Origin of the sequence: Leucobacter aridicollis, from assembly GCF_013409595.1 — a bacterium.
GTDB classification, from domain to species: Bacteria; Actinomycetota; Actinomycetes; order Actinomycetales; family Microbacteriaceae; genus Leucobacter; species Leucobacter aridicollis.
Genome location: NZ_JACCBD010000001.1, coordinates 3,513,770 through 3,537,809, shown reverse-complemented (window position 1 = coordinate 3,537,809; position 24,040 = coordinate 3,513,770). Strand labels below are relative to the sequence as shown.

General features: G+C 65.2%; 9 protein-coding genes and 1 tRNA gene. 6 read left to right on the top strand and 4 right to left on the bottom strand.

The features are described 5' to 3' along the window. Window positions 1–104: 104 nt before the first annotated feature. The 4 genes from BJ960_RS16240 to BJ960_RS16225 all read right to left on the bottom strand — a co-directional run bounded on the left by BJ960_RS16240 (window position 105) and on the right by BJ960_RS16225 (window position 16,552). Window positions 105–5,966, bottom strand: coding sequence for an SdrD B-like domain-containing protein (locus tag BJ960_RS16240; RefSeq protein ID WP_185988036.1), 5,862 nt, complete (start codon window positions 5,964–5,966; stop codon window positions 105–107). A 335-nt stretch (window positions 5,967–6,301) separates the two neighbouring features. After that, the gene (locus tag BJ960_RS16235; protein WP_185988035.1) at window positions 6,302–13,633 is read right to left on the bottom strand and encodes a DUF5979 domain-containing protein; all 7,332 of its coding nucleotides are present in this window, start codon (window positions 13,631–13,633) and stop codon (window positions 6,302–6,304) included. Window positions 13,634–13,834: 201 nt separating this feature from the next. Further along, the gene (locus BJ960_RS16230) at window positions 13,835–16,255 is read right to left on the bottom strand and encodes an HAD-IC family P-type ATPase (protein WP_185988034.1); all 2,421 of its coding nucleotides are present in this window, start codon (window positions 16,253–16,255) and stop codon (window positions 13,835–13,837) included. Between the two features lie 213 nt (window positions 16,256–16,468). Beyond that, window positions 16,469–16,552 (bottom strand) — tRNA-Leu (locus BJ960_RS16225). Between the two features lie 168 nt (window positions 16,553–16,720). On the opposite strand from BJ960_RS16225, the gene BJ960_RS16220 reads away from it, so the two are divergent. The 6 genes from BJ960_RS16220 to BJ960_RS16195 are packed head-to-tail and all read left to right on the top strand — an operon-like array spanning window position 16,721 to window position 24,025. Then, window positions 16,721–17,470, top strand: coding sequence for an FHA domain-containing protein (locus tag BJ960_RS16220; RefSeq protein WP_121074711.1), 750 nt, complete (start codon window positions 16,721–16,723; stop codon window positions 17,468–17,470). Beyond that, window positions 17,467–18,033: an FHA domain-containing protein FhaB/FipA gene (locus tag BJ960_RS16215; RefSeq protein WP_121074714.1), complete on the top strand. Its 567-nt coding sequence runs from the start codon at window positions 17,467–17,469 to the stop codon at window positions 18,031–18,033. Before BJ960_RS16220 ends, BJ960_RS16215 begins: the two co-directional genes overlap by 4 nt. A gap of 2 nt (window positions 18,034–18,035) precedes the next feature. Beyond that, window positions 18,036–19,409: a PP2C family protein-serine/threonine phosphatase gene (locus BJ960_RS16210; RefSeq protein WP_185988033.1), complete on the top strand. Its 1,374-nt coding sequence runs from the start codon at window positions 18,036–18,038 to the stop codon at window positions 19,407–19,409. Then, window positions 19,402–20,808 (top strand): FtsW/RodA/SpoVE family cell cycle protein, encoded by a 1,407-nt coding sequence (locus BJ960_RS16205; protein ID WP_185988032.1) that lies wholly within the window; start codon window positions 19,402–19,404, stop codon window positions 20,806–20,808. The genes BJ960_RS16210 and BJ960_RS16205 overlap by 8 nt, the downstream gene beginning before the upstream one ends. Beyond that, window positions 20,805–22,292 carry a peptidoglycan D,D-transpeptidase FtsI family protein gene (locus BJ960_RS16200; protein WP_121074723.1) on the top strand — a complete coding sequence of 496 codons (1,488 nt, stop codon included), beginning with the start codon at window positions 20,805–20,807 and terminating at the stop codon, window positions 22,290–22,292. The genes BJ960_RS16205 and BJ960_RS16200 overlap by 4 nt, the downstream gene beginning before the upstream one ends. Next, entirely contained in the window at window positions 22,289–24,025 is a 1,737-nt protein-coding gene (locus tag BJ960_RS16195) for a serine/threonine-protein kinase (RefSeq protein WP_121074726.1), read from the top strand. The genes BJ960_RS16200 and BJ960_RS16195 overlap by 4 nt, the downstream gene beginning before the upstream one ends. The last annotated feature ends 15 nt before the right edge of the window (window positions 24,026–24,040 follow it).

The window sequence follows — 24,040 nt, the reverse complement described above, 5'->3', positions numbered from 1 at the left end:
CCGGCCCACGGCTCACGCCACCCGCATCCTCCATCCAAAACGGCGAAGGGCCCAGCCCGGCATGTGCCGGGCTGGGCCCTTCTGCAGCGCAGCGCGCTAGGTGATTACGCGGTCCGGCGGCGCCAGACCATGAGCGAAGCACCAGCGAGCAGCAGCAGCGACGCGAGTCCGCCGACGAGGAGCGGGAGCGGGCCGCCGGTGTGCGGCAGCTCGTTCACGCCCGGGGTGCCGGGGTTCTCAGCGCCCGGAATCTCGGTCGCGGGGATGTCGATCACGACGACGCCAGCATCCCAGGTCGGGTCGATGCCCTCGGTGGCGTTGACCTCGCCGAACTCGTACTCGGTCGTAAGATCCGAGTTGTTGTCGCCGAGCACGATCGTGGCAGTGAAGCCAGTCTCGGGGTGAGCGTTCGAGTCCACAGCGCCATTCGAGCCGACAGTCTGCTTCGTGAACTTGTAGATCTTCTGCTGTTCCTTGGTGAGCGTGAACTTCACCTGGTACTCGCCAGCGTTCAGATCGTCGAACTTGTAGCGGCCGTTCTTGTCGGTCGTGGTCGTCGCGATGACTTCCCCGTCCTGGAAGAGCTCTACGGTGACGCCAGGAAGCACCTTCTCGGAGCCGTCCTGGACGCCGTTCTTGTTCGCGTCGATCCAGACCACGTCGCCAACGGCGTAGGTCTTCACAACCACGCCGGCGTCCCACGTCGGGTCGATGCCCTCGGTCGCCTCGACAGTGCCGAAGGGGTAGTCCTTCGTCAGGCGCGGGTTCGAGTCGTCGAGCACGATCTTCGTCGTGAGGCCGGTCTTCCGATCGGCGTTCGAGTCGACGGCGCCGTTCTCACCGATCACGTGGCTCGTGAAGGTGTAGACCTTCTTCTGCTCGTCGGTCAGCGTGAACTTCACCTCGTACTCACCAGCGTTGAGGTTGTCGAACATGTAGTGTCCGGTCTCGTCGGTCGTGGTCGTCTTGACGACTTCCCCGTCCTTGATGAGCTCAACGGTCACGCCCGCGAGGATCTCCTCGTCAGCGTCCTGGATCCCGTCGCGGTTCGCATCGATCCACGTAAAGTCACCGATCGCGTAGGTCTTCAACACGACGCCGGCGTCCCAGGTGGGATCGATGCCTTCTGTCGCTTCGAGCTCTGCGTAGTCGTACTTCTTCGTGAGGTTCGCGTTGTCGTCGCCGAGCACGATCGTTGTCGTGAGGCCCGTCGCGCGGTCAGCGTTCGAGTCCACCCCGTCGTCCTCGCCGGCCGCGAGGTCGGTGAAGGTGTAGATCTTCTGCTGCTCGGGAGTGAGCGTGAACTTCACCTGGTACTCGCCAGCGTTGAGGCCATCGAAGACATAGCGGCCGTTTTCGTCGGTCGTGGTCGTCTTGACGACGTCCCCGTCCTTGATGAGCTCGACGGTCACGCCAGCGAGGATCTCCTCGTCAGCGTCCTGGATCCCGTCGCGGTTCGCGTCGATCCACGTGTAATCGCCGATCGCGTAGGTCTTCAGCACCACGCCGGCGTCCCACGTCGGGTCGATGCCCTCGGTGGCCTTGACGGCAGCGGTCTTGTAGTCCTTCGTCAGGTTCGTGTTCGAATCGCCGAGCACAACCTTCGCGGTGAGACCGGTCGTCCTGTCAGCGTTTGAGTCGCGCGCATCATTGGAGCCCGCGGTCTGCTTCGTGAACGTGTAGATCTTCTGCTGCTCGGGAGTGAGCGTGAACTTCAGCTCGTACTCGCCAGCCAAGATCTCATCGAACATGTAGTGGCCGCTCGCATTGGTCGTGGTCGTCTTGACGACGTCCCCGTCCTTGATGAGCTCAACGGTCACACCAGCGAGGATCTCCTCGTCAGCGTCCTGAATACCGTCGCGGTTCGCATCGATCCACGTGTAATCGCCGATCGCGTAGGTCTTCAGCACCACACCGGCGTCCCACGTCGGGTCAACACCCTCGGTGGCCTCGACGGTGCCGAACGCATAATCCTTGGTGAGGTGCTCGTTGCTATCCCCCAGGACGATCTTCGACGTCAGCCCGGTCTTCGGGTCGGCGTTCGAATCGACGGTTCCGTCCTCGCCAACAAGCTGGCTGGTGAAGACGTAGCGCTTCTGCTGTTCAGGAGTGAGGGTGAACTTTACCTCGTACTCGCCGGCAGGCAGGCGGTCGAACATGTACCGGCCCGCGTCGTCCGTCGTGGTCTCCGAGATGACCTTGCCGTCCTTGATGAGCTCGACTGTCACGCCAGCGAGGATCTCCTCGTCGGCGTCCTGGATCCCGTCGCGGTTCGCGTCGATCCAGGTGAAGTCACCGATCGCGTAGGTCTTGCGAATCACGCCCGCATCCCAGGTGGGGTCGATGCCCTCGGTGGCCTTCAGCTCGCCGAACGCAGGATCCTTGGTGAGGTTCGTGTTCGAGTCGCCGAGCACGATCGTCGTGGTGAGCCCGGTCTCGGGGTTCGCGTTCGAATCGAGCGCGTCGTCCGATCCAGCGGTCTGCTCGGTGAAGCGGAATTCCTTCTGCTGCTCCTCAGTGAGGGTGAACTTCACCTGGTACTCGCCGGCAGGCAGGTCGTCGAAACGGTACAGGCCGTTCTTGTCGGTGACGGTCGAATCGATGACCTTGCCGTCCTTGATGAGCTCAACGGTCACGCCTGGGAGGATCTCCTCGCCCTCGTCCTGCACGCCGTTGTTGTTCTCATCGATCCAGGTAAAGTCGCCGATCGCGTAGCTCTTCAGCACGACGCCGGCGTCCCACGTCGGGTCGATGCCCTCGGTCGCCTTCACCTTGCCGTGATCGTAGCTCTTGGTGAGGTTCGTGTTCGAGTCGCCGAGCACGATCTTCGTGGTGAGGCCGGTCTCGCGATCCGCATCGGAGTCGACAGCACCGTCCTTGCCCGTGTTCTGCGTCGTGAAGGTGTACAGCTTCTGCTGTTCCTCCGTCAGCGTGAACTTCACGTGGTACTCACCCGCAGGCAGCTCGTCGAAGAGGTAGCGACCGTCGGCGTTGGTCTTCGTCGTCGCGATGACCTCGCCGTCCTTGATGAGCTCGACGGTCACGCCGGGGAGCACGGGCTCGCCCGTGTCCTGAATACCGTCACGGTTGGTGTCGATCCAGGTGAAGTCGCCGATCGCGTAGTTCTGGCGGTCGTTGAAGAGCACGACCTCCTTCGCGCTGTCGTCGGCCTTGAACCCGATTTCCAGCAGCTCGTCCGACTTCTTGTAGCCGCCAGGCGCAACGTCCTCGCGCAGCCAGTAGGTTCCGGGCTGCTTCACGACGGGGGTGCCACCAGTTGCGGTGACGATCTTGCCGTTCTCAACCCGAAGGTCGGTCAGCACGACGGTCTGCTTGTCGGCCGCGAGAACGGAGAAGACCGCACTCTTGTCGGTGATGAGCTTGGTGGCGTCTGCGCTGTCGCGCTTCAGCAGGCTCAGCGGGTAGTCGTTCGTCGGGGTGATCGTCGCGCCGGACGTGCCGATGAGGTTCGTGACGCCGACGTTCTCCTTGGCGTCAACGAGCTTGACCTTGAAGAACAGGCTCACCGTCTTGCCGCTCTCAAGCCTGCCCTTCTCGAGCGTCACGGTGTTGGCCGTGGCATCGTAGTTCGCAGTGAGGTTCGAGCCAGGCACGCTGTAGCTCGGGTTCGAGTCGACGTTGTCACCCTTCACATCCCCGGGCGCTACGAAGCCAACGAACTCCACACCCTCAGGGAGCACATCGGTGACGGGCTCGACCATGTTTGAGAAGGTGCCGTGCGGCATGAGCTCAACGCGGTACACAAACGTGTCCTTGAGCAGCTTGCCACTCTCATCGGTTTCTGCGCGCAGGTTTGTGGTGAAGGCGTCGTTCTTCGCGTCGTAGACCCGCTTCTGAACCTCCATCTCGTTACCAAAGCTCGTCGCCTTGGTCTGCGAGCTGGACGTGAAGGTGTACTCGAGGTCCGTTCCTTCGTAGCTCGCAGCGTTCTTAATGTCGAGCGTCTGCTTGCCCTTCAGCACGTGGGTGGGGAGCTTGAACTCGATCTCCCAGGCCTCGGTGAGCTTCTCGTTAGCGGCTCCGGCCTGTGACGCAAACTCGGCGTTCGGGGAAATAACGAGCTTGTCATCCTTGTCGAGCACAAGCGTGAAGGCGTCGCCATTCAACGGCTTCCCGGAATACTTACCGGTAATTGAAGCTTTGATCTGCGGCAGCGTCTCTTCGGTCACATTGAAGATGCTGTGATCTACAGCGTCGATGATGCGAGAGTTGAGCGCGTTGCCCACACCGGCGCCGACCTTGAACTGGTAGGGGACCTCGACAGAAGTGCCAGCGACAGCGGTCAGCGTGCCGCCGGTCGCGGACTTCTTGAACTTGTCCTTGTCGTCGATCACCGCGCCGTCGAGGTCCTTGGGCGTCGTGATGACCGTCGTCGCCCACTTGGTGACCGGCTTGTTGCCGCCGTAGATGAACTTCGCCTCGTTGTCGGCGCGGAACTTCAGAACGTACTGCGTCTGCTCGGCCGCCTCTGGCGGTAGCTCAGGAAGCTCCGCCGCGACCTTGATGGTGTACTTCTTCGTGACGTCCTTACCGATGTTGACGTAGAGCCGCTGGCCGTCAAAGAGGTACGTGTTCACGTACTCGTCCGCGGCGATCGCCGTCTCGATAGCGCCGGTCAGGCCGGTCGCCTCCTTGAGCGGGATGGCGGTGCCGGCGGCGTCGGTGAGGACCGGCGCGCTGCCGGTCCACACTGCTGGAGCGTGCAGGTCGTCACTGATGACGACGTTCTGCGCGAGCTTGTGCGTGGGGTTCTGCTCGAACTCTTCGAAGACCGTGAGATCTGCGCCGAGCGTGTAGTCCAGCTTGATTGGCTCGTCGAGCTTCGCGCCGCCGACGAGCTCGTCGGTGAGCGCAACGTCGCTCTGGTTCACGGACTTCGTGAACGGGTTCTTAGCTTCGGGGCTCGGGGCGGGGTCGACCTTTCCCTGAATAGTGATGCCCGCGCTCTTCTCCTCGCCCGCGACCGAGACGTTGTTGTTCAAGGTGACCGCGTACCCGCCGCCATTTTCCTTCTTGGCAGCCTCGTCGTATGCAGCCTGGAGCTCTTCGCGCACAGCGTTGAGCGCCGCAGCATCAGCGATGGTCGCCTCGTAGGTGAAGGTGTAGATCGAGTTGGCCTCAGCCGGGAACTTGTGAGTGAAGCTCTCGCCGGAGATGTTGGGAAGCGCCTCGAGCGGGGTGGTGATCGGGTTGAGATCGTTCTCGTCACGCACGACCTTCGAGCCCTTGAGCGAACCCTCAACGAGGGCGAGGTGCTTTCCGAGCGTGTCGGTCAGCACAACGTCGCGAGCCTGCTTGCTCTTGACCGTGACGGTGTAGGGAATCTTCGTTCCGAGTACGCTCTCGTCGATGACGACCTTGCCGTCGACGATGGTGTGCTTAATGTTCGTGTTTTGGACGCTTTTATCAGCGCTATCGTTCGTCGAGCTCGGCCTATCACCGGGCTTCGTCACAATGATCGTCTGCGAGGTCGGAACGCCGTCGACGTCCCAGTTCAACTCGCGCACGTCGGAGTGCTCGACCTTCTCAACAGTGAACTTCAGATCGAGCACGCCCTGGTTCACGTCGCTCGGGAACTCGGGGGCGAACGTGATGACCAGCTGCCCTGCCGAGTTCATCTCAAGCGACTTCACCGCCGTGTTCCCCGCGGGAACCACGAGCGCCTCAGCGGGAATCGTGACTCCCTCAGGCAGCGTGATGATCGAGACGGCCCCATCATCCATCGAGCCGTAGCCGAGTTGGAAGTTGAAGGTGTCGCCACCAGGCATCACCGGCACGCCGTTGTGGTCTTGCCCGTTCGAACTCGCCGGGAAGACGGTGACCTTGCCGCCCGCGGCCATCGCCGGTGCACTAAAGCCACCGACGACGAGCAACGCGACGAGCGCCCCCGCTAACCAATTGATGAAAATGCGCGCGCGCGAACGCGGCGCGATGTACTCAGACATCGTCGCTTCCCCCCAGAAACAAAACAGAGGGACGCGCAATACATACACGCGTCCCTGCGTAAGGGCCACGACAGCGGCCCCAGAAATTGGTTCCAACCTGCCCAATACAGGTCTGAATCCCCCGTTGGAGATCCTATCGGGCCACCGCGCACGAGCGCGAATTGAGGGGGCGGCGTTCACCGACGGCGAAGTTACCCCGCATTCACCCGCCCTGGCGTGCGCGTTCGCGCGCGCTACAGCGCGGCCTATCGACCGCAGAGACGGCGATAGCGGGTGAGAACAGTGTTCTCACCCGCTATCTCGTGCGGACCCGTGACCGGGCCCCTCGCTAGCCGCTAGGCGTTGTCGCGCTGACGCACCCGCGTCACCACCAGGGCAGCCGCGCCGAGGAGCAGAAGCCCGCCGCCACCGAGCAGCCAGCCCACTGGCAGGCCGCCACCGGTGCCCGGCAGCTTCCCGCCGGTCGGGGGTTCGGGCGTCACTGGCGGAAGCAGGAACTCGTTGACCACGGTGAGTTCGACGACCTCGTCGGCGGCGACCGTCGCGGTACCGACGGTCGCGTCGCCGGCGTTCGGGGTGATGCTCACCGTGCTTGCGCCCCCGGTGCTCGTCTCGCGCAGCTCACAGGCCGCGCCGACGGGGAGCTCGTCGTAGGTCGCGGTCAACCCGCCGGCCTTCGAGAGCTCGCGCTCAGCCCCTTCGGGTACCTCGATCTCGACGGTCTCGCCGTCGCGCTCGACCGAGCAGGCGAGCTCGACGGTGAAGACCTTGTCGGCCGCGAGGCTCGCGCCGTCACCGGTGATCTGCTTCGTCACCGACAGGCTGCCGACGTCGAAGGTGTTCACGACTCGCAGCTCAAGCGCGTCCTCGTCACCGATCGTGACCGGGCCGGTGACGACATCGCCAGCTGCATTCACGATCTCGCTCGAGGTTGCTCCACCGGTGATGGTCTCGGTGAGGCCACACTTGGCGCCAACCGGGAGGCCGGTGTATTCGGCCTCGAATCCACCCTCCGCGGTGAGCTCTCGCTCGGCGCCGTCCGGAACAGGAATCGCCGTGTCGTTGAACGTGCACTCGAGGCTCACCTCGAACGGGCCAGCACCCCAGCGCTCAGCGCCGTCGCCCACGACCTCCTTGGTCACGTGCAGGTCGCCCGCATCGAACGTGTTGACGACCGTGAACGCCGCACCCTCGTCAGTTCCGACGACGATTGACTCTGGCGTGATCTCGGGCTCTGCCGACGCGCCGCCCGTCGCGGTCTCCGTCACGCCGCATTCGGCACCGACGGGCAGGTTCTCAACGGTGAGCTTCTCACCGGCGAGCACCTGCGACTTGGTGAGCTGCAGCGTGTCGTCCCACACGCTGGCGCCCTCGAACGTGCACTCTACGGCGAACTCGAACACGGTGTCGTCAGGCACGAGAGAGACGCCCTCGCCGACGAGCTGCTTCTCGACCTCAATCTGGCCGAGGGGCATCACGTTCGTGAGCTGCAGATCGAGCGCGGTGTCGCCATCGGTGATGGTGATCGTCCACGACCCGTCCTCGTTCGGCGCAACGACATCGCCGTTGAGCGTCAGGCTGGCCTCGCCGCCCTTCGCATCGACCTCGGTGATGGTGCACTTCGCCCCGACGGGCAGGTTTGGCACGAGCCACTTCGTCCCGTTCGCGGTGAGCTCCGCCTCCGCGACGGGGAGCTCAAGCTCCTCACCGAGGAACGTGCACGCTGCGGTCACCGGGAACGCGCCGTAGTCAATCGCTTCGCCGTCCTGGTTCTCAGCGCCCGACACCTGCTTCTGGACGGTGAACTCGCCAACCTCATAGGTGTTGGTAAGCGAGGCGAGCACCGGCGTCGCGCCGTCGGTTCCGACGGTGACCTTCGTCGCCTCGGAGGACGTCTCGCCGTTCGCACCCTCGACGTCACGCAACTCGCACTCAGCTCCCCACAGGAGCTGCTCCTCGAGGGTCACAACCTCGCCTGCCGGAACCGTGAGCGTGATCGGGTCGAGCGCGACGGCCGAAGCACCCTCGCGGGCCGGAACCGTACACAGGACCTCAACCTGGAACTCGTCGGGAGCGAACTCCGCGCCGGGTCCGGTCACGAGCTTCTCCACGGACAGCGGCCCGGTCGCGAGGGAGACGCCAACGCGAATGCCCTCGGTCGGAAGCACGCTCGACTTGCGGCCGTCGCTACCGATCGTCTGCCCGCCGACCGCAATCGAGTTCCACGCGACAGTGTCGGCGGTCATCTTTGGCGACTGCGCGGGAGTGCGCGTCTCGAACGTGTACGCGAGGCGCTCGCCGGGGGCGAGCGGCTTCGCAGTGAAGTCGAACACGGTCTTCACGTGCATCACTGTCGCCGGGTCGACGTCGGCAGTGAGTGGCTGCCAGAAATCGCCGCACTGCACTGCCTCGCTGGGCTTGAGGTCGGCGATGCATGCCGCGTCCTCGGAGCTCGAGTAGTACTGCACCGGAGTGACGTCGTCCCGGTACGCCTGGCCGTCGGCCGAGGTGTCGGTCACGATCGCGGTGTTGCCGATCCAGGCGGGCTGCCACTCCGACTTGCGTGGGAGAAGCACGAGCGCGCCCTGATCGTCGACCTTCGGCAGCGAGTCAATCGTCACGACCGTGTCCATCGGCAGCGTGCCTGTGTTCTGCAGCTCCTCGCGCCAGGTCTCCTTGCCAAGCGGCTTCGTGACCGGAACGCAGTTGCTGAACGAGTAGTCCTCAGCGAACTGCGGGAGGCACTCGCGACCGGCGGTCGGGTTGGGTACGTCCGCGATCCCGAGCTCGGTGTCGTTCGCGCGCACGTACTTCTTGCCGCGCAGCGCGCCCGATTCGGTCGGGTACACCTCCGTGTCAGCCCAGCATTCCTTGCTTTCGTGCTCGGTGCTGAAGTTGCAACTGTTGAAGTTCTGCTCAGGTGACACGACCGCGAACTTGTTCGTGACCGCGTTTTCAGAACCGGCGATCATGCCCGGCCGGAACATCATGTTGACAGTGATCGTGTAGGCCTCTTCGGGGTACAACACCGTTCCCTTGGGGAAGTCGAACCTCACTCCGAAGATCTCTGCCCCTGGCTCGGCGGCGTTCTCGTAGGTGTCGTCGAGGAACGTCACCTTGATCTTCGCGGGATCGACAGGCATGAGCTTCGTGCCCGTCGGGTTGAGCGGGTTCGTCAGCTCGAAGTCGAAGTACTTCTCCGGATCCATGTCGGGATCGAAGATGAGCTGCGGCTTTCCGTCGACAACCGGGAAGTGATCAATGATGTGGGGATCGAGGATGCCGTGCTCCTCGTTCTCGTCCTGGCTTGTCGAGCGCTTCGAGGTGTTCGTCGTCTTGAGCTTGAACGGGATCACCTCGCCCGGACGCTGCGCGCCGACCGGGGTCTTCTCGACCGCGACCTCAATGCCCTCCGAGAGGTAGGTGACACGCGCTGTGGCGTCGTCGTGCGCCGTAAGCATCGGATCTGAGCCACCTGACTTCTTCACGAAGCTCTCGGTGTCGGCGTCGACCGTGTTGTGGAACAGGCCGCCTGGCTGGCGGACGTCTTCGCCCGGGGCGCTAAACGACGCGCCAGAGTTCGGCACGGGCTCGCTCGGATCCGACACGAGGTACGCGCGACGCTTCACGTCGAGGGAGATCTTTACCTCTGGGTTCGCCGGGTTCTCAAAGGCAAGCCGGGTGCCGTCCGCGGCGAGCGTCGTGTACGTCAGGCGAATTCCGCGAATACCGTCGTACTGGCTCGCGTCAATGCTCGCGAGGAGCGTTGCTCCCGCGTCCGCGATCTTGCCGTCGACCACGGCGACAGGCGCGTCCGAGCCCGTCACCCATCCGTCTCCATTTGCCGCAAAGTTCAGCTTGTTGCCGGTTTCGACGGAATAGTCTCCATAGAGCACCTCGGCCTGCACGTGCGTGATGCGCGCAGGGACAGTCAACGTGTCGTTCGTGAAGCCCTCGAACCGGAATGCGTTCCAGAAGCTCTTCGCAGACGGCTCGCCATCCACTCGGTTTTCGCCGGAGTCCGTGACAACGAGTTTGTCGACTCGGCCGGTGCCGGTCGGGCGTGCGGTGAGATCCATCTGGATCGCGTCCCACTCCTCGGCGTCGTACTCGGGCTCACCCGGGAGGAACTCGACGAGCTGGTTGTCCGGGGTGAACCGCTTCGTGGTCTGCACGTCGATCTCGAAGGTGTCGAGCTTGATCTGGGCGTCGTCGTCGGCTTCGGCGTGCGACCCTGCCGGGGCGTTCGGCACACCGCAGAGGTCGCAGGCGAGCGCAGTCGCCCCGTTCTTCACAGGCGAGTCGACGGTGGTGACAGGCGCTCCCCCGTCGCGGTGCGTCTTGCGCAGCTGCAGGTCGAGTACGAGCGATGCCTTGGCGCCGCTCTCAATCGAGTTCGTGTTGCCCTCGAGGTCGGCCTTGCCTTCGTTGTGGAGTCGCACCTTGACGGTGTTTGCGAGGAGCTCTCGGCCGGCTTCAGTGTCCGACAGCGCTACGGCTGCGCTTGGCGCGTAGCTCGTTTCGTTGCCTGCCGCGTCGGTCAGGATCACGAGGGTCTTGTCCCAGTCAGCGCCTGCGACGTTGTTCGGAACGAACACGATCTTGTGCAGGTTGAACACGTCGAACGGGTTCGCGCCGCCGGGGCCGGGCTCGATGATGTCGAGCTGCTCGAGCTGCGTCACCGACGTGTTGGTCGCGGCGAGCGCGACACGGCTCGTCGGGTACTGGTCCTGCGGGACATCGGTCGGCGGAACGCCGAGAGGCCCACCGGTCCACCCCTTGGTCAGGCTGACGGTGACGGGTCGATCGATGATCGAGATCGTGTCACCATCGTCGTCGTGGCCAAGCACGGTGCCGTCGCCGTCAACGGAGGTTCCACTGGCGATGTTGTTCACGTCGCCGGGAGTCTCGGTGTTGAAGTCCTCGGTGCCGAGTACGGGAACGCCCGCGGGCGAGCGCTTTGCGTCTCGCAGCTCCCATTCGAGGTCAAGCGAGCGAACGCCCTCCGCGCCCGGGCTGGCGCTGTTCGTCTTCGCGACGCCGGATCCGACGGCGGGGGCGAGCGGGTCGTTCGACGCCTCGCGCGCCTCCGGGTTTTCCGCGAAGAGCAGGCGGACGGCGGTCGTTGAGATCTGCTCGGCGGGCGTCAGTGCCAGTTCAGGGACGGCACCCTTGAAGGGCAGCTTGCCGGCGGCAGCCGCGATCGTGGTCCAGGCACCTGTCGAGGCGTTCCAGAGCTGGACGTCGGTGACCTGGTCCCACTGCAGCGACGGGTCGAGCTCCGGGGTGATCGCCTTGATCTTCACGAGGTTGAACGCGTTGTAGACGCTCTTCTCGATGAGGTCCGCGGGGCCAGCGGCCGGGGCGAAGCTCGAGCCAGGCGCGAGGCGGGTATCGGAGATCACCATCTGGTCAACGCCGGTGCGTCCGCCGGTCGACCAGTAGAGGCGCGAGGTGGCGTGCTCGCCCGAGCGCGACGGCAGGATCTGGTCTTCCGGAGCGATCCAGCGCTTCTCGAGCAGGTCGTGGACGCCGATGATCGGGTTGTTGATCTGCAGTTCGTTGCAGCTCTCGGGCGATACGCCGGGCTCCACGCCGACGCCGCCGGTCGCGGCCGACGCCGAGCAGTTCTCGACAATCTCGTGCTGGCCGCCAGGGGCATCGACGGGCGGGAGGCCCTCCTTGAGCTCGGAGGTGAAGTTCGGCTGCACCGTGTTGCCTGGCTCGAAGCCGGGGTCCTCGTTTGCAAAATCGAACTGCAGGCCCCCGATGTGGTCACGCAGCTCCTCGGGGATGGTCATCGAGAAGCTCGTCGCGCCGACGACGTTCTCAGCCCCCTCGAGCACCTTCCATTCGCCGTCCACCGTGTCGTAGTAGCGGATCGTGAGGGTCGCTCCCGCGGGAACATCGGTCTTCGTGATCTGCTTCGGCTGGAACGAGTCCCAGAACGAAGATGGCTTCGGAGCGCTGTTCGGATCGCTCGGGTCGGTGAGCGCAGGATCGGTGACGACGATGTGTTGCGCGTTAGCGTTCGACTCGGGCTTCTTCAGCGTCGTCGGCAGCTGAACGGTGGCGGTCTCGCCCTTGTAGCCCCACATCTCGCCGGGGTTAACCTTCTTGACGGTCTCGAGCTCGAGGTGCTGCTCGGCGAAGGTGAGCGTGTCGTCGGCGTTGTCGGTTGCCTCGCCGTGCTCGTTGGTGCCGCTCACCGCGATCTCGTTGACAAGCTGCGCCTTGGGCTCCGAATCCTCGGTTGCCACGACGTCGAACTTGATCTCGCTTGAACCGCCGGCGGTGATCGACCCCGGCGCGGGCGAGGTGAACGTCACCTCGAAATAGTTGAGTGAGGCGAAATCTGCGGGCAGCTCGGGGAACGGCTGCCCGTCGGTCAGTGACAGGGTGACGCTCTTCGTCGAGCCATCGGTCGCCACGTAGTCGACGGTCAACTCCCCACCGGTAGCGGCGCTCGGGAACTGGACGTTGCTCGTGAAGCCGGTGAACTCGAGCATCTTTGTGCCGTCGACCTCGCCGAACACGCCTGCGGCTGGCTCGCGGATCGTCAGCGTCTCAAGGTCAACAAGGCTCGTGTTCGTGCCCGAGATAGTCACGCCGGTGCTCTCGCCAGCGAGGAGTTCGTCGGTGTCGAACTCCTTCGTGGCTCCGACCGACAGGTTCTCGGTGGCGATGGTGTAGTCGGCGTCGTTGCCGGCGTTCGCGGTGTTCTCGCCGAGCGTGACTTCACTCTCGACAGTGTTGTGGACGACGGTGGTCTCGGTGAGTTCGGTTACGCCCTCGCGCTGCTCAAGGGTGAGGACGAAGCCGCCCCCTGCGTTCGCGGGAATCTTCGAACCGTCTGCGGCATGGAACGTGACTCGGACGCCCTTCGCGTCCGCACTCGGCGGCGCGTGCGGCATGTCGCTGGACTTCAGCTCGAATGGCACCCACTCGCCGTCGATGAAGTACTCGACCGTCGCGGTGTCGGTTGCGCCCTCGGGGAAGGTGAGCGTTTCCATCGCGGTGATCTCGAGCAGATCGAAGGGGTTCGGGGACGCGGTTGGGTCGGTCGGGTCGGTGAGCGAGAGGCTCTCAACGCCCGCATTGGAGGTGTTCGTGCCGTTGACGGTGAGCTGGGTCTTCTGCCCGGGCTTCGCCTGCCCGGCCGCGGGGTTGTATGACTTCTCGACGTCGGTGCGGAGGTTCAGGTCGACGACGGGTGTGACGGTTGCGTTGTCCGACACCTTCTCCGCGTTATCGGCGTCGAGCGTCGCCGTGTTCACGATCGGCTTGGCCGGGTCTTCGTGCGGGAGGTCTTCGCGCAGCTTCACCTGAATCGTGATGACGCCATCGGTGTTGTCGACGAGTCCGATCGAGCCGTCGCCGAGGTCCTCCGTGAAGGTGACGCTAACCTGGTTGCCTTCGACGACCGGTGGGTTCGCGGCGACGTTGGAGACTGCGACGCTGCCAGGGATGATCTCGAACTCCGCGGGGATGAGGTCGGAGAGCACTGCGTCACGGCAACCGAGATCGGTGATCGACGAACATCCGACCTCGATGCGGTACTCCATCGTCTCGCCGGGCTTCAGCTCTGTCGCCGAGGCCGTCTTCTTGATGTCGAGCACGCTGGTGGTCTCAGCGGCGAGAGCCGCCTGTGGCGCCGTGACGGCCATCCCCAGTGTCAGAGCTGCGCCAATGGCGAGAGCGACACCCCGGAGGCCAGCTCTCTTTGCTTCTCGAAAACGCCCCACAGTTGTCCCCATCGCTCAGTACGGTGTCGCGATGCGCATGAAGCGCAGCCGCGTGTTTGCTAGAAACACTATGCGATGGAAGTGCCCGGCGTAAACTGCACCGGCCCGATTCGTTCCTATTCTTTATGTTAACGAAACATCACGTAACTCTATGCGGCTGCGATGCCACGCCCTGAGTGCCTCGATGAGAACAACGCCGACCGCCACGATCCCGAGAACGAGCCAGCCCAGATCGGCCGGCAGCCAGGTCACGGCGAAGAAATCCCGTACAAACGGGATCGCCCAGACGAGCCCGAGGCCCGCGTACATCGCGAGCACAATGAGCACGCGGAACGGGTGCACGGGGCGCGCGAGCACCGCGAGCACCCAGAGGGCGATCCCGGCAAGCGCGAGCGTCGCCGCAGACTGCATCTCGGTCAGGGTGAACTCGCCAAGCCTCGGAGCCAGAAGATGCAGCGCGAGAATTCCCGCGGTGACGACGATGCCGGCCGGCACCGCAAACGTGAGCGATCGCTTCATGAACCCTGGCCGGTAGCGTGAGGCGTTCGGCATCAGGGCAAGGAAGAACGCCGGGATCCCGATCGTCAGCCCGTCGGTGATCGACAGCTGACGCGGCAGGAACGGAAACGCCCACGCCAAGAGCCCGAAGATGAAGCCGATCGCGAGCGCATACGTCGTCTTTGTCAGGAATAGCTTCGACACCCGCTCGATGTTCGCGATGACGCGGCGGCCCTCGGCAACGACACCTGGCATGCGGTCGAACCTGCCGTCGAGCAGCACCAGCCGCGCAACCGCCTTCGTCGCCGGAGTCGCCGTATCCATGGCGATCCCGAGATCCGCGTCCTTAATCGCGAGGGCATCGTTCACGCCGTCGCCCGTCATCGCGACCACGTGCCCGCGGCTCTGGAGGGCATGCACCATTGCCCGTTTCTGTTGCGGCGTGACGCGCCCAAAGACGTGCTCGCGTTCGAGGATCTCAGCAAGTTCGTCGATGTCGTCCGGAAGCGTCCGGGCATCGACGCCGGCTGTGTGCTCGATTCCGACCTCGCGGGCGACCGCGGAGACGGTTCTCGGGTCGTCACCGGAAATAATGCGGACGTCCACGCCCTGCTTGGCGAAGTAGGCCATCGTCGCGAGCGCGTCGTCGCGCACCTCCTCACGGAAGCTCAGGATCGCGACGGGCACGAGCCCGCCAGGCAGCTCCGGGTGCTCCCCGCCGCCGATCGCCTCGGTCGAGTGCGCGAGCAGCAGGGTGCGCAGCCCGGATTCGGCGATCGCCCCGGCCTGCGCGAGCGCCTCCCGCGCCGCCGCGGTGTCGGTCGTCGCGAGCACGAATTCGGGGGCGCCGAACACCCAGCTGCCCGGCTCGCAGTCGCCACCGGGTTCCGTGATAAGCGCGCTCCACTTGCGGGCCGAATCGAACGGGATCTCGGCGCACACCCTCGGCGCACCGTGGTCGCCGAACGGTGCCGCAAGGCACTGCGCCGTTCCGTTCGCGTCGGGGGCGGTGCCGAGCGTGCCGAGGACGGACTGCCAGCCGGCGCGGTCGGCGAGCTGCGCCGCGTGGTTGAAGACCATCTCGCCCGTCGTCACCGTGCCCGTCTTGTCGAGGCAGAGCGCGTCGACGCGGGCGAGGCCCTCGACGGCGGGGAGTTCCTGGATGAGCACGTTGTCTTTGGCGAGCTTGAGCCCGCTCACCGCGAAGGCGATGCTCGTAATGAGCACGAGCCCGAGCGGCACCATCGCGATCACCGCGGCGACCGCGCCGACGACGGCCTCGCGCCAGGCGCCCGACGCGATGGCCGCGCCCCAGCCGCCAAACGCCTGCATCTGGCCGTTCACGACGATCAGGATCAGGGGGAGCAGCGCCCACGAGATCCAGCGCAGGAGCCGATCGATACTCCCGCGGAGCTCCGAGCGCACGAGCGAGAAGCGGCGCGCCTCCACCGTGAGCTTCGCTGCGTAGGAGTCCGCGCCGACCTGCACGACCTCCGCGAGCGCGGTTCCGCCCACGACGTTTGATCCAGACAGCACCTCGTCTCCCACGGCCTTGCGGATCGGGTCGGATTCGCCGGTGAGCATGGACTCGTCGACCTCGAGCCCGCGGGGACCGCCATGATCGGTCCGCACGACGCGAGCATCAGCCGTGACCTGATCACCGGGTCGGAGCACCAGCAGGTCGCCGAGCACGACGCCTTCGGGCGCGATCTCGCGGGCAACGCCGTCACGCAGCACCCGAGCGGAGGGCGCGTTCATCACCGCGAGCCTGTCAAGCGTGCGCTTAGCGTTGAACTCCTGGACGACGCCGATCACGGTGTTGAAGAGCGCCGGCAGCCCAAACAGCGCGTCCTGCCAGCGCCCGAGGACGAGCAGAATCCCAAAGCCCGCAAACACGATGCCGTTAAATACGGTGAAGACGTTCGCCGCGAGGATCTCGCCCAGCGATCGGCTGGAGCCGTCGGGCGACGCGTTGCCCTTCCCCGCGCGCATGCGCTCGTCGGCCTCGGCCTCGGTTAACCCGCGCTCTAGTTCAACAGCTGTCATTCGTCGTTCTCTCGGTTCAAGTCTCGTTCGTGACCCGCCGTCAGCGCAGCCGTCTCGTCATTCCAACTTATCCTGGGGCCGCTGGTGGGGGCGGGGAATCGTCTGCGAGGGCCGCGAAGAGACCAAGCGTGAAGTGTTCCATGAGCGTTCGGGCAGAAACGCACAATGGCCGGCAATCCTGAGGATTGCCGGCCATTGTGTCTCAATTACTCGTGCGCAAGGGGGGACTTGAACCCCCACGCCCTTGCGGGCACTGGCACCTGAAGCCAGCGCGTCTACCAATTCCGCCACTTGCGCGAGTCTGCCGCCCCCGCATCAGCTGCGTGGACAACTCGTACAGCTTAGCAGCACACGGCAATCCAAGACAAAGTGAGTACACTATTGCAGAATTACCCGCGTGGCGGATCGTCTCTGCTGCGCGAATTCGCAAGGCTCTCAGTGCGGCTGAAATGAAAGGAGCGGGACATGGGATTTCTCGACAGCGTCGAACGCTCTCTTGAACGCGCCGTCAATGGCGCGTTTGCCCGCACGTTCCGTTCGGGCGTGCAACCCGTGGAGATCGGCTCAGCGCTCAAGCGCGAGCTCGACATCGGCGCCGTCGTCGTCGACCGCGATCGCGTGCTCACGCCGAACCGCTTCGTCGTGCGCGTGTCGCCGCAGGACGCCGACAGGCTACTCAGGCTCGGGAACACGCTTGAGAACGAGCTCCGCGAGATCGTGCGGAAGCACGCGGCACGGCAGAACTACCAGTTCCTCGGCGAGCCCGACGTCGAGATCGTCTCGGACGACTCGCTGACGGGTGGCGTGCTGCAGGTCGACGCCACTCAGGTTGAAGGCAGCGTCGATTGGGTGGCGGCGATCGACGTCGACGGTCAGCGCCACGAACTGCGCCGCGGCACGACCGTCGTCGGCCGCGGTTCCGACTGCGACATTCGCATCACGGACAGCGCGGCCTCCCGCAAACACCTCGAGATCATTTGGGACGGCGCCACCGGGCTCGCCCGCGATCTCGGGTCAACCAACGGCTCGAAGATCGAGGGGCAGCGCTTCCGCGAGGCGCGGCTGCAGACCGGCACGGTGATCATGATCGGTCAGACTGCGCTACGCTTCCAACTGGTGCCGGGCCGAAGCCGGGCACCGCGGCAGGGCTTCTCAGCGGGTTCGTCAACGCGCGGCTCGGCCAGCGTCGACCAAGATTTCTGGGGGGCCAAGTGAGCGAACTCACGTTGCTCATCATGCGCATCGGCTTCCTGCTGCTGCTCTGGTTTTTCATCTTCGCGATCGTCTATGCACTCAGGAGTGACCTGTTCGGCGCCCCAGCTCGGAAGATCAGGAACGACGGGCCGACCGTCCAGCCGGCATCGCCCGCTCCGGCGCCGCAGCTCCAACCGGCCGCCGCTGCGCCCGCGCCGCACGCACAGGCTCCGACCCACTCACCGGTCATCACCCCCTCGGGCGGTGCGCTTCCCTCGGCTGGTTCCTCCGGCCCGGCCCGCTCGCTCGTGATCACCTCGGGTGTTGCGACTGGCACTTCGATTCCGCTCGACGAAGACTTCGTCTCGATCGGCCGCAGCTCGGACTCGACGCTCGTCATCGTCGACGAGTACACCTCGACGTATCACGCACGGCTCGCGCGCTCCGGCGACAACTGGGTGCTCACTGATCTCGACTCGACCAACGGCACGCTGCTCAACGGCGAGAAGGTGCGCGGCTCCGTCAACGTTCCGACGTTCACCCCGGTCACGATCGGCAAGACAACGTTTGAGCTGAGGCCGTAGGCGTGTCATACGGATACGCGAGCGCGGTTGCCTCGCACGTGGGTATGGTTCGTGCGAACAACCAGGACTCGGGCTACGCCGGGGACCAGCTGTTCCTCGTCGCCGATGGCATGGGTGGCCACGCTGGCGGCGATGTCGCCTCGGCGCTCGTCACCCGCGACGTCGCGAAGCTCGACGAACCGCAGACCGGCGAGCCGATTGCCGCTGCCGAGCGGCTCCGACAGTCGCTGCTCGTTGCGAACACGATGCTCCGCGACACTGTCAAGGACCACCACGAGCTCGCGGGCCTCGGGACGACCTTCGTCGGGTTCCTCACGGTCGGCGATCAGCTCGCGGCCGCCCACATCGGCGACTCGCGGCTGTACCTGTTTCGGGACGGCGCCCTCCAGCAGATCACGAAGGATCACACCTTCGTGCAGCGGCTCGTGGACAGCGGACGGATCACTGAGGAAGAGGCACAGTATCACCCGCGTCGCTCGGTGCTCATGCGTGTGCTCGGCGACGTCGAGTCGGCCCCCGAGGTCGACACGATGGTGCTCGACACGCGCCCGGACGACGTCTGGCTGCTGTGCTCGGACGGGCTCTGCGGCTACGTCGACGACGACGACATCGAGAAGATCCTTCGCCGGCGTCGCTCGTTGCAGGGCGCGGTCGACGACCTCATCGACAAGAGCCTCTCGCACGGCGCCCCCGATAACGTCACCGTCGTGCTCGTGGAGACCACGACGGCAGAGGAAGCGGAGGAGCTTGAGGTCGAGGCCCCAGCCTCGGCACAGCGCCCGGGCGACACCCTCGAGATCGGCGGCCGGCTGTTCGAGGACGACGATCCCCTCCCTGGCCTGACCGACGCCGACGGCGAACCGGCAGGCCCGCGGAATCCGCGGTTCGTCGGCTCGGCCGCGAATGCGCCGCAGCTTCGCGACGGCACGACGAACACCGCTCGGACGCGACTCGCGAATCGCAGGCGAATTCGCCGCGTCCCCGCTGTCGAGGAAAGCCACTTTGAGGCCAGGGCCGACGAGTACCTGGCTGAACTGCTCGCGGAGACCCGCCGAAGCAACCGGCGCCGCCGCGCGATGTGGCTGCTCGGCGTCGTCGCCGTGCTTGCCGCGATCGGAGGGGCGCTGCTCGTCGGCTACCAGTGGACGCAGACGCGCTACTTCGTCGGCACGGACGGCGACACCGTCATCATCTTCCAGGGCGTCCATCAGGATCTGGGATCGCTCTCGCTCTACTCCGTAGCCGAGGACACCGGGATCCCGCTAGCGGCCCTCGATGGCCTCGAACGGCGCACGATCGAGCGCACGCTCGCCGCGGGCTCGCTGCAGGACGCGCGTGACATCGTCGACCGATTGGGGGATCTGCCAGATGCCTAACAAGTCGAAGAACTCCGAGCCGCGCAGCTTCGAGAAGAACCGAACGAGCGAGACTGTGCTCCAGCGGATCACCGCGATCCGCGCGCCCCGCAAGCTCAGAACGCTCGAAACCGCGCTGCTCATCTTCGCCCTCGGCATCGGCATCGCCGCGGTCGTGACGATCGACCTCACGCTCAACCAGGAGGTCACACCTGCGCTGCTGGCGACAGGCGTCCCGTTCATCATCGCGGTATTCGGCCTGCACCTGCTCGTTCGACGCATCGCGCCAGACGCCGACCCGCTCATCATGCCGATCGCGGTGATGCTGAACTCCATCGGCGTCGCGATGATCTACCGGATCGATCTCGCGCGTGGCCTCACCGGCTGGGACGCGACGAGCGTGCGTCAGCTGCTGTGGTCGACAATCGCGCTCGTACTCGCCGGCGTCGTCCTGCTTGTCATCAAGAACCACCTGGTGCTGTACCGCTACACGTACCTGTTCGGGCTCGGCGCGCTCGTCCTGCTGTTGCTTCCGATGCTGCCGTTCATCGGCCACGAGGAGTGGGGCGCGCGGGTCTGGATCAAGGTCGGCTCGTTCTCCTTCCAGCCCGGCGAGATCGCGAAGATTTTCCTCGCGATCTTCTTCGCCGGATACCTCGTGCGGAACCGCGATGCGCTCTCGATGGTGGGCAAGAAGTTCGCCGGCATCCGGTTCCCACGTGGCCGCGACCTCGGGCCACTCCTCGCGTTCTGGCTCGTCGCCATGTCCGTGCTGGTGTTCCAGCGCGACCTCGGCACCTCGCTGCTGTACTTCGGCCTCTTCCTGTCGATGCTCTACCTGGCGACGGGTCGAATCGGCTGGGTCATCCTCGGCGTTGGTCTCTTCCTGGTTGGCGGCATCGCCGCGAGCCAGACCCTCCCCTACGTGCAGCGACGCTTCGCGAACTGGCTGGACCCCTTCGCGGATCCGTACGACGCTGGCCTGCAGATGGTGCAGGGGCTCTTTGGCATGGCCAACGGCGGCATGACCGGCACCGGGCTGGGCCAGGGGTACCCCGCCGACACGCCCGTCGCTGAGAGCGACTACATCTTCCCGAGCATCGGTGAGGAACTCGGCCTGATCGGGCTCTTCGTGGTACTCGCCGCATACCTGTTGCTCGTTGGCCGGGCGCTGCGCATCGGGTTCGCCGGGCAGGACGACTTCGGCAAGCTCCTCGCGTCGGGTCTCGGCTTTGCAATCGCACTCCAGGTCTTCGTCGTCGTCGGCGGCGTCACTCGCGTGATCCCGCTCACCGGCCTCACGGCGCCGTTCCTCGCGGCCGGCGGCTCGTCCCTCGTCTCGAACTGGATCATCGTCGTGCTGTTGCTCCTGCTCTCGAACTCGGTGCGAAACCGACCAAAGCTGGTGATCCGCTCATGAACAAACAGTTGAAGTTCCTCTCCCGCGCGGTGTTCGCAATGTTCCTCGTGCTGTTCTTCTCGGTCACGATGATCCAGTTCGTGAACGCCGACGAGCTGCGCAACAACCCGCTGAACCAGCGCACCATCAAGAACGGCTACAAGGTTGAGCGCGGATCGATCATCGTCGACGGTGAGCCCGTGGCGTTCTCGACGCCCACGCAGGACACGTTCCGCTACCTCCGCAGCTACGACCCTGGCGCGCTGTACGCGCCGGTGACCGGCTACTACTCCAGGCAGCAGGGCATGACCGGGCTTGAAGCGGCAATGAACAAGGAGCTCACGGGCAACGCCGACGGACAGTTCTTTACGCGCATCCAGAACACGCTCAACGGCGTCAAGCCGCAGGGCAGCTCGATCGACACCACGATCAACGGCAAGGTCCAGCAGGCGGCCTACGAGGCGATGCAGGAGTACTCGTTCGAGGGCGCGGTCGTCGCGCTCGAGCCGAAGACCGGCAGGATCCTCGCGCTCGTGTCGACGCCGAGCTACGACCCGAATCTGCTCTCGTCCAACGATGACAGTGAGATCATCGCGAACTACGAGACGCTGAGCGCCGCAGAGCTGCAGCCGCTCATGAATCGCGCGATCGCCGGCGACCTCTACCACCCGGGATCCGTCTACAAGCTCGTGACCGCCGCCGCGGCTATCGAGAGCGGCGCGGCAAAGCCGTCCACCGAATTCGCGAACCCTGCGAGCCTGACGCTGCCGCAGTCCAACGCGGTGATGCGCAACTCCGATCAGCAGACCTGTGGCACTGGCTCGAAGGCCTCGCTCGAGACCGCGATCATGTACTCCTGCAACATTCCGTTCGCCGAGATGGCGATGGACATGGACAAGGACGAGGTGCCGAAGATGGCGCGCGCGTTCGGGTTCGAGCAGGACCTCACGATTCCGCTCGAGGTCACCCCGAGCGTCGCACCGGTTCCGCTCGACAAGGCGCAGGTCGCCCTCTCGTCGATCGGACAGCTCGACGTGCGGACGACGCCGCTGCAGGTTGCGATGGTCTCGGCTGCCATCGCGAACGGCGGCAAGGTGATGACGCCGCAGCTCGTCGACCGCGTCATTGCACCCGACCTCCGCGTCGAGCAAGAGTTTGATCCCGAGGAGCTCAGCCAGCCTGTCTCACCAGAGACCGCTCAGGCCATCACTGGGATGATGGAGAAGGGCGTCTCGGACTCGACCGGCTTCGCCCATCTCTCCGGGATCGATGGCGTGCGTGTTGCCGGCAAAACAGGTACGGCACAAACCGGTATAGACGCCAACGGGAACGATCTTCCCTATACCCTTTGGTATACGGGCTTTGCGCCGGTGGACGACCCCAAGGTCGCGGTCGCTGTCGTGATCGCCAACGGGGGCGGAGAGAGCTTTGATTTTCAGGGAGGTTCGTACGAACTCCCGACGGTAGTAGGTAAACGAGTGATGGAAGCGGTGTTGAACGGATGAGACCAGCGGCAGGGATCACATTCGGCGGGCGCTACGAGCTGAGTTCCCGTATCGCAGTCGGCGGTATGGGCGAGGTGTGGCGCGCAAGCGACAGCATCATCGGCCGCACCGTCGCCATCAAGATCCTCAAAGACGAGTACATGGGCGACCCCGGCTTCCTCGAGCGCTTCCGCGCGGAGGCGCGCCACGCTGCCCTCGTCAACCACGAGGGCATCGCGAACGTGTTCGATTACGGCGAGGAGCAGGGCTCCGCCTACATCGTCATGGAGCTCGTGCCGGGAGAGCCCCTGTCGGCGATTGTCGACCGCGAGGGACGGCTGCCCGCGAACCGCGTGCTCGGCATCGTCGCGCAGACCGCGACCTCGCTGCAGGCGGCGCACGACGCGGGCCTCGTGCACCGCGACATCAAGCCAGGCAACCTGCTCATCACGCCCGAGGGCCGCGTGAAGATCACCGATTTCGGCATCGCCCGGATCGCCGACCAGGTCCCGCTCACCGCGACCGGTCAGGTCATGGGCACGGTGCAGTACCTGGCGCCCGAGCAGGCGAGCGGCCACGCCGCGACCCCGTCGACCGACATTTACTCGCTCGGCATCGTCGCCTACGAGTGCCTCGCGGGCAAGCGGCCCTTCACCGGGGAGTCGCAGGTTGCCATCGCGATGGCGCAGATCAACGACACCCCGCCGGAGCTTCCGGCTGACGTGCCGGAGCCCGTGCGCAACCTCGTCATGTCCTGCCTGTCGAAGGACGCAGCGAACCGTCCGGAGTCTGCGGCGAAGCTCGCCCAGGCCGCCGCGGCGCTGCACCGCGGCAACGTTGAGCTCGCAGCGAGCTACGTGCCGCAGATCCTTGGCGAGAAGGACGACCCGACCGCGACCGTTGTCATGCCGCAGCAGCCTGGCGGCGACGCGGCGACGACCGTGATGCCAAGCACCCAGGTGCTTGACCCGACCGTCGCGCTCACGGAGAACGGGGAGCCGCTCACCGAGGAGCCTGAGGAGGAAGAGAAGAAGAAGCGCAGCCGCTGGACGTGGCCGCTCATCACCCTGCTCGCCCTGCTGCTGCTCATCGGCGGCGGCACGGCAATTGCGTTGCTGAACAACGGCGGCGACAAGAAGCCAACCGAAACGTCCCAGACGACCACCAAGCCGACGAAGACGACGACGAAGCCCACCGAGACGACGACCCCGCCGCCCGTCACGAGCGCCTCGATCGACTCGAACCAGGTGATCGGTAAGTCGTTCGAGGAGGCCAAGGGCTACCTCGAGGGCCTCGGCTTCACGAACATCGCGAAGAAGGACGGCTCGCCGGTCCCCGACGGTGAGGTCGGCCTGGTGTCCGACATCTCGCCGACGGGCAAGGCCGAGTTCAACGAGCTCGTCACCGTCACCGTGAACATTGCGTACGGCACGATCCAGACGCCCGGCGCGCCCGGCGTCGCGAACTCGACCGTCAAGGTGGGCGACCCGATCGTGCTGCAGAGCTTCGCCTCGGCATGCCCGGCCGGCCTGCAGCTCGGCGCGTACGAGGTGCAGCTCTCCGACGAGTCACTCGCGCAGCTCACGAACAACGCCTCCGCGAGCGGCGCGACGCTTCGCGCGACGGCCCCGGGCACGCTGAACGTGACCTACAGCTACCGCTGCGAGGGACCGCAGCAGCGCATCTCCGAGGTGTCGGCACCGGTGACTGTCACGATTCAGCCACAAGACAGCAACGAGGATGAAGAAAGCTAGCCATTCGAGCTTTTG

Bases quoted from the DNA above. Each gene is read 5' to 3' on its own strand.
- BJ960_RS16240 (WP_185988036.1), bottom strand. From the start codon at position 5,966: ATGTCTGAGTACATCGCGCCGCGTTCGCGCGCGCGCATTTTCATCAAT.
- BJ960_RS16235 (WP_185988035.1), bottom strand. From the start codon at position 13,633: ATGGCCGTCACGGCGCCACAGGCGGCTCTCGCCGCTGAGACCACCAGC.
- BJ960_RS16230 (WP_185988034.1), bottom strand. From the start codon at position 16,255: ATGACAGCTGTTGAACTAGAGCGCGGGTTAACCGAGGCCGAGGCCGAC.
- BJ960_RS16220 (WP_121074711.1), top strand. From the start codon at position 16,721: ATGGGATTTCTCGACAGCGTCGAACGCTCTCTTGAACGCGCCGTCAAT.
- BJ960_RS16205 (WP_185988032.1), top strand. From the start codon at position 19,402: ATGCCTAACAAGTCGAAGAACTCCGAGCCGCGCAGCTTCGAGAAGAAC.
- BJ960_RS16200 (WP_121074723.1), top strand. From the start codon at position 20,805: ATGAACAAACAGTTGAAGTTCCTCTCCCGCGCGGTGTTCGCAATGTTC.
- BJ960_RS16195 (WP_121074726.1), top strand. From the start codon at position 22,289: ATGAGACCAGCGGCAGGGATCACATTCGGCGGGCGCTACGAGCTGAGT.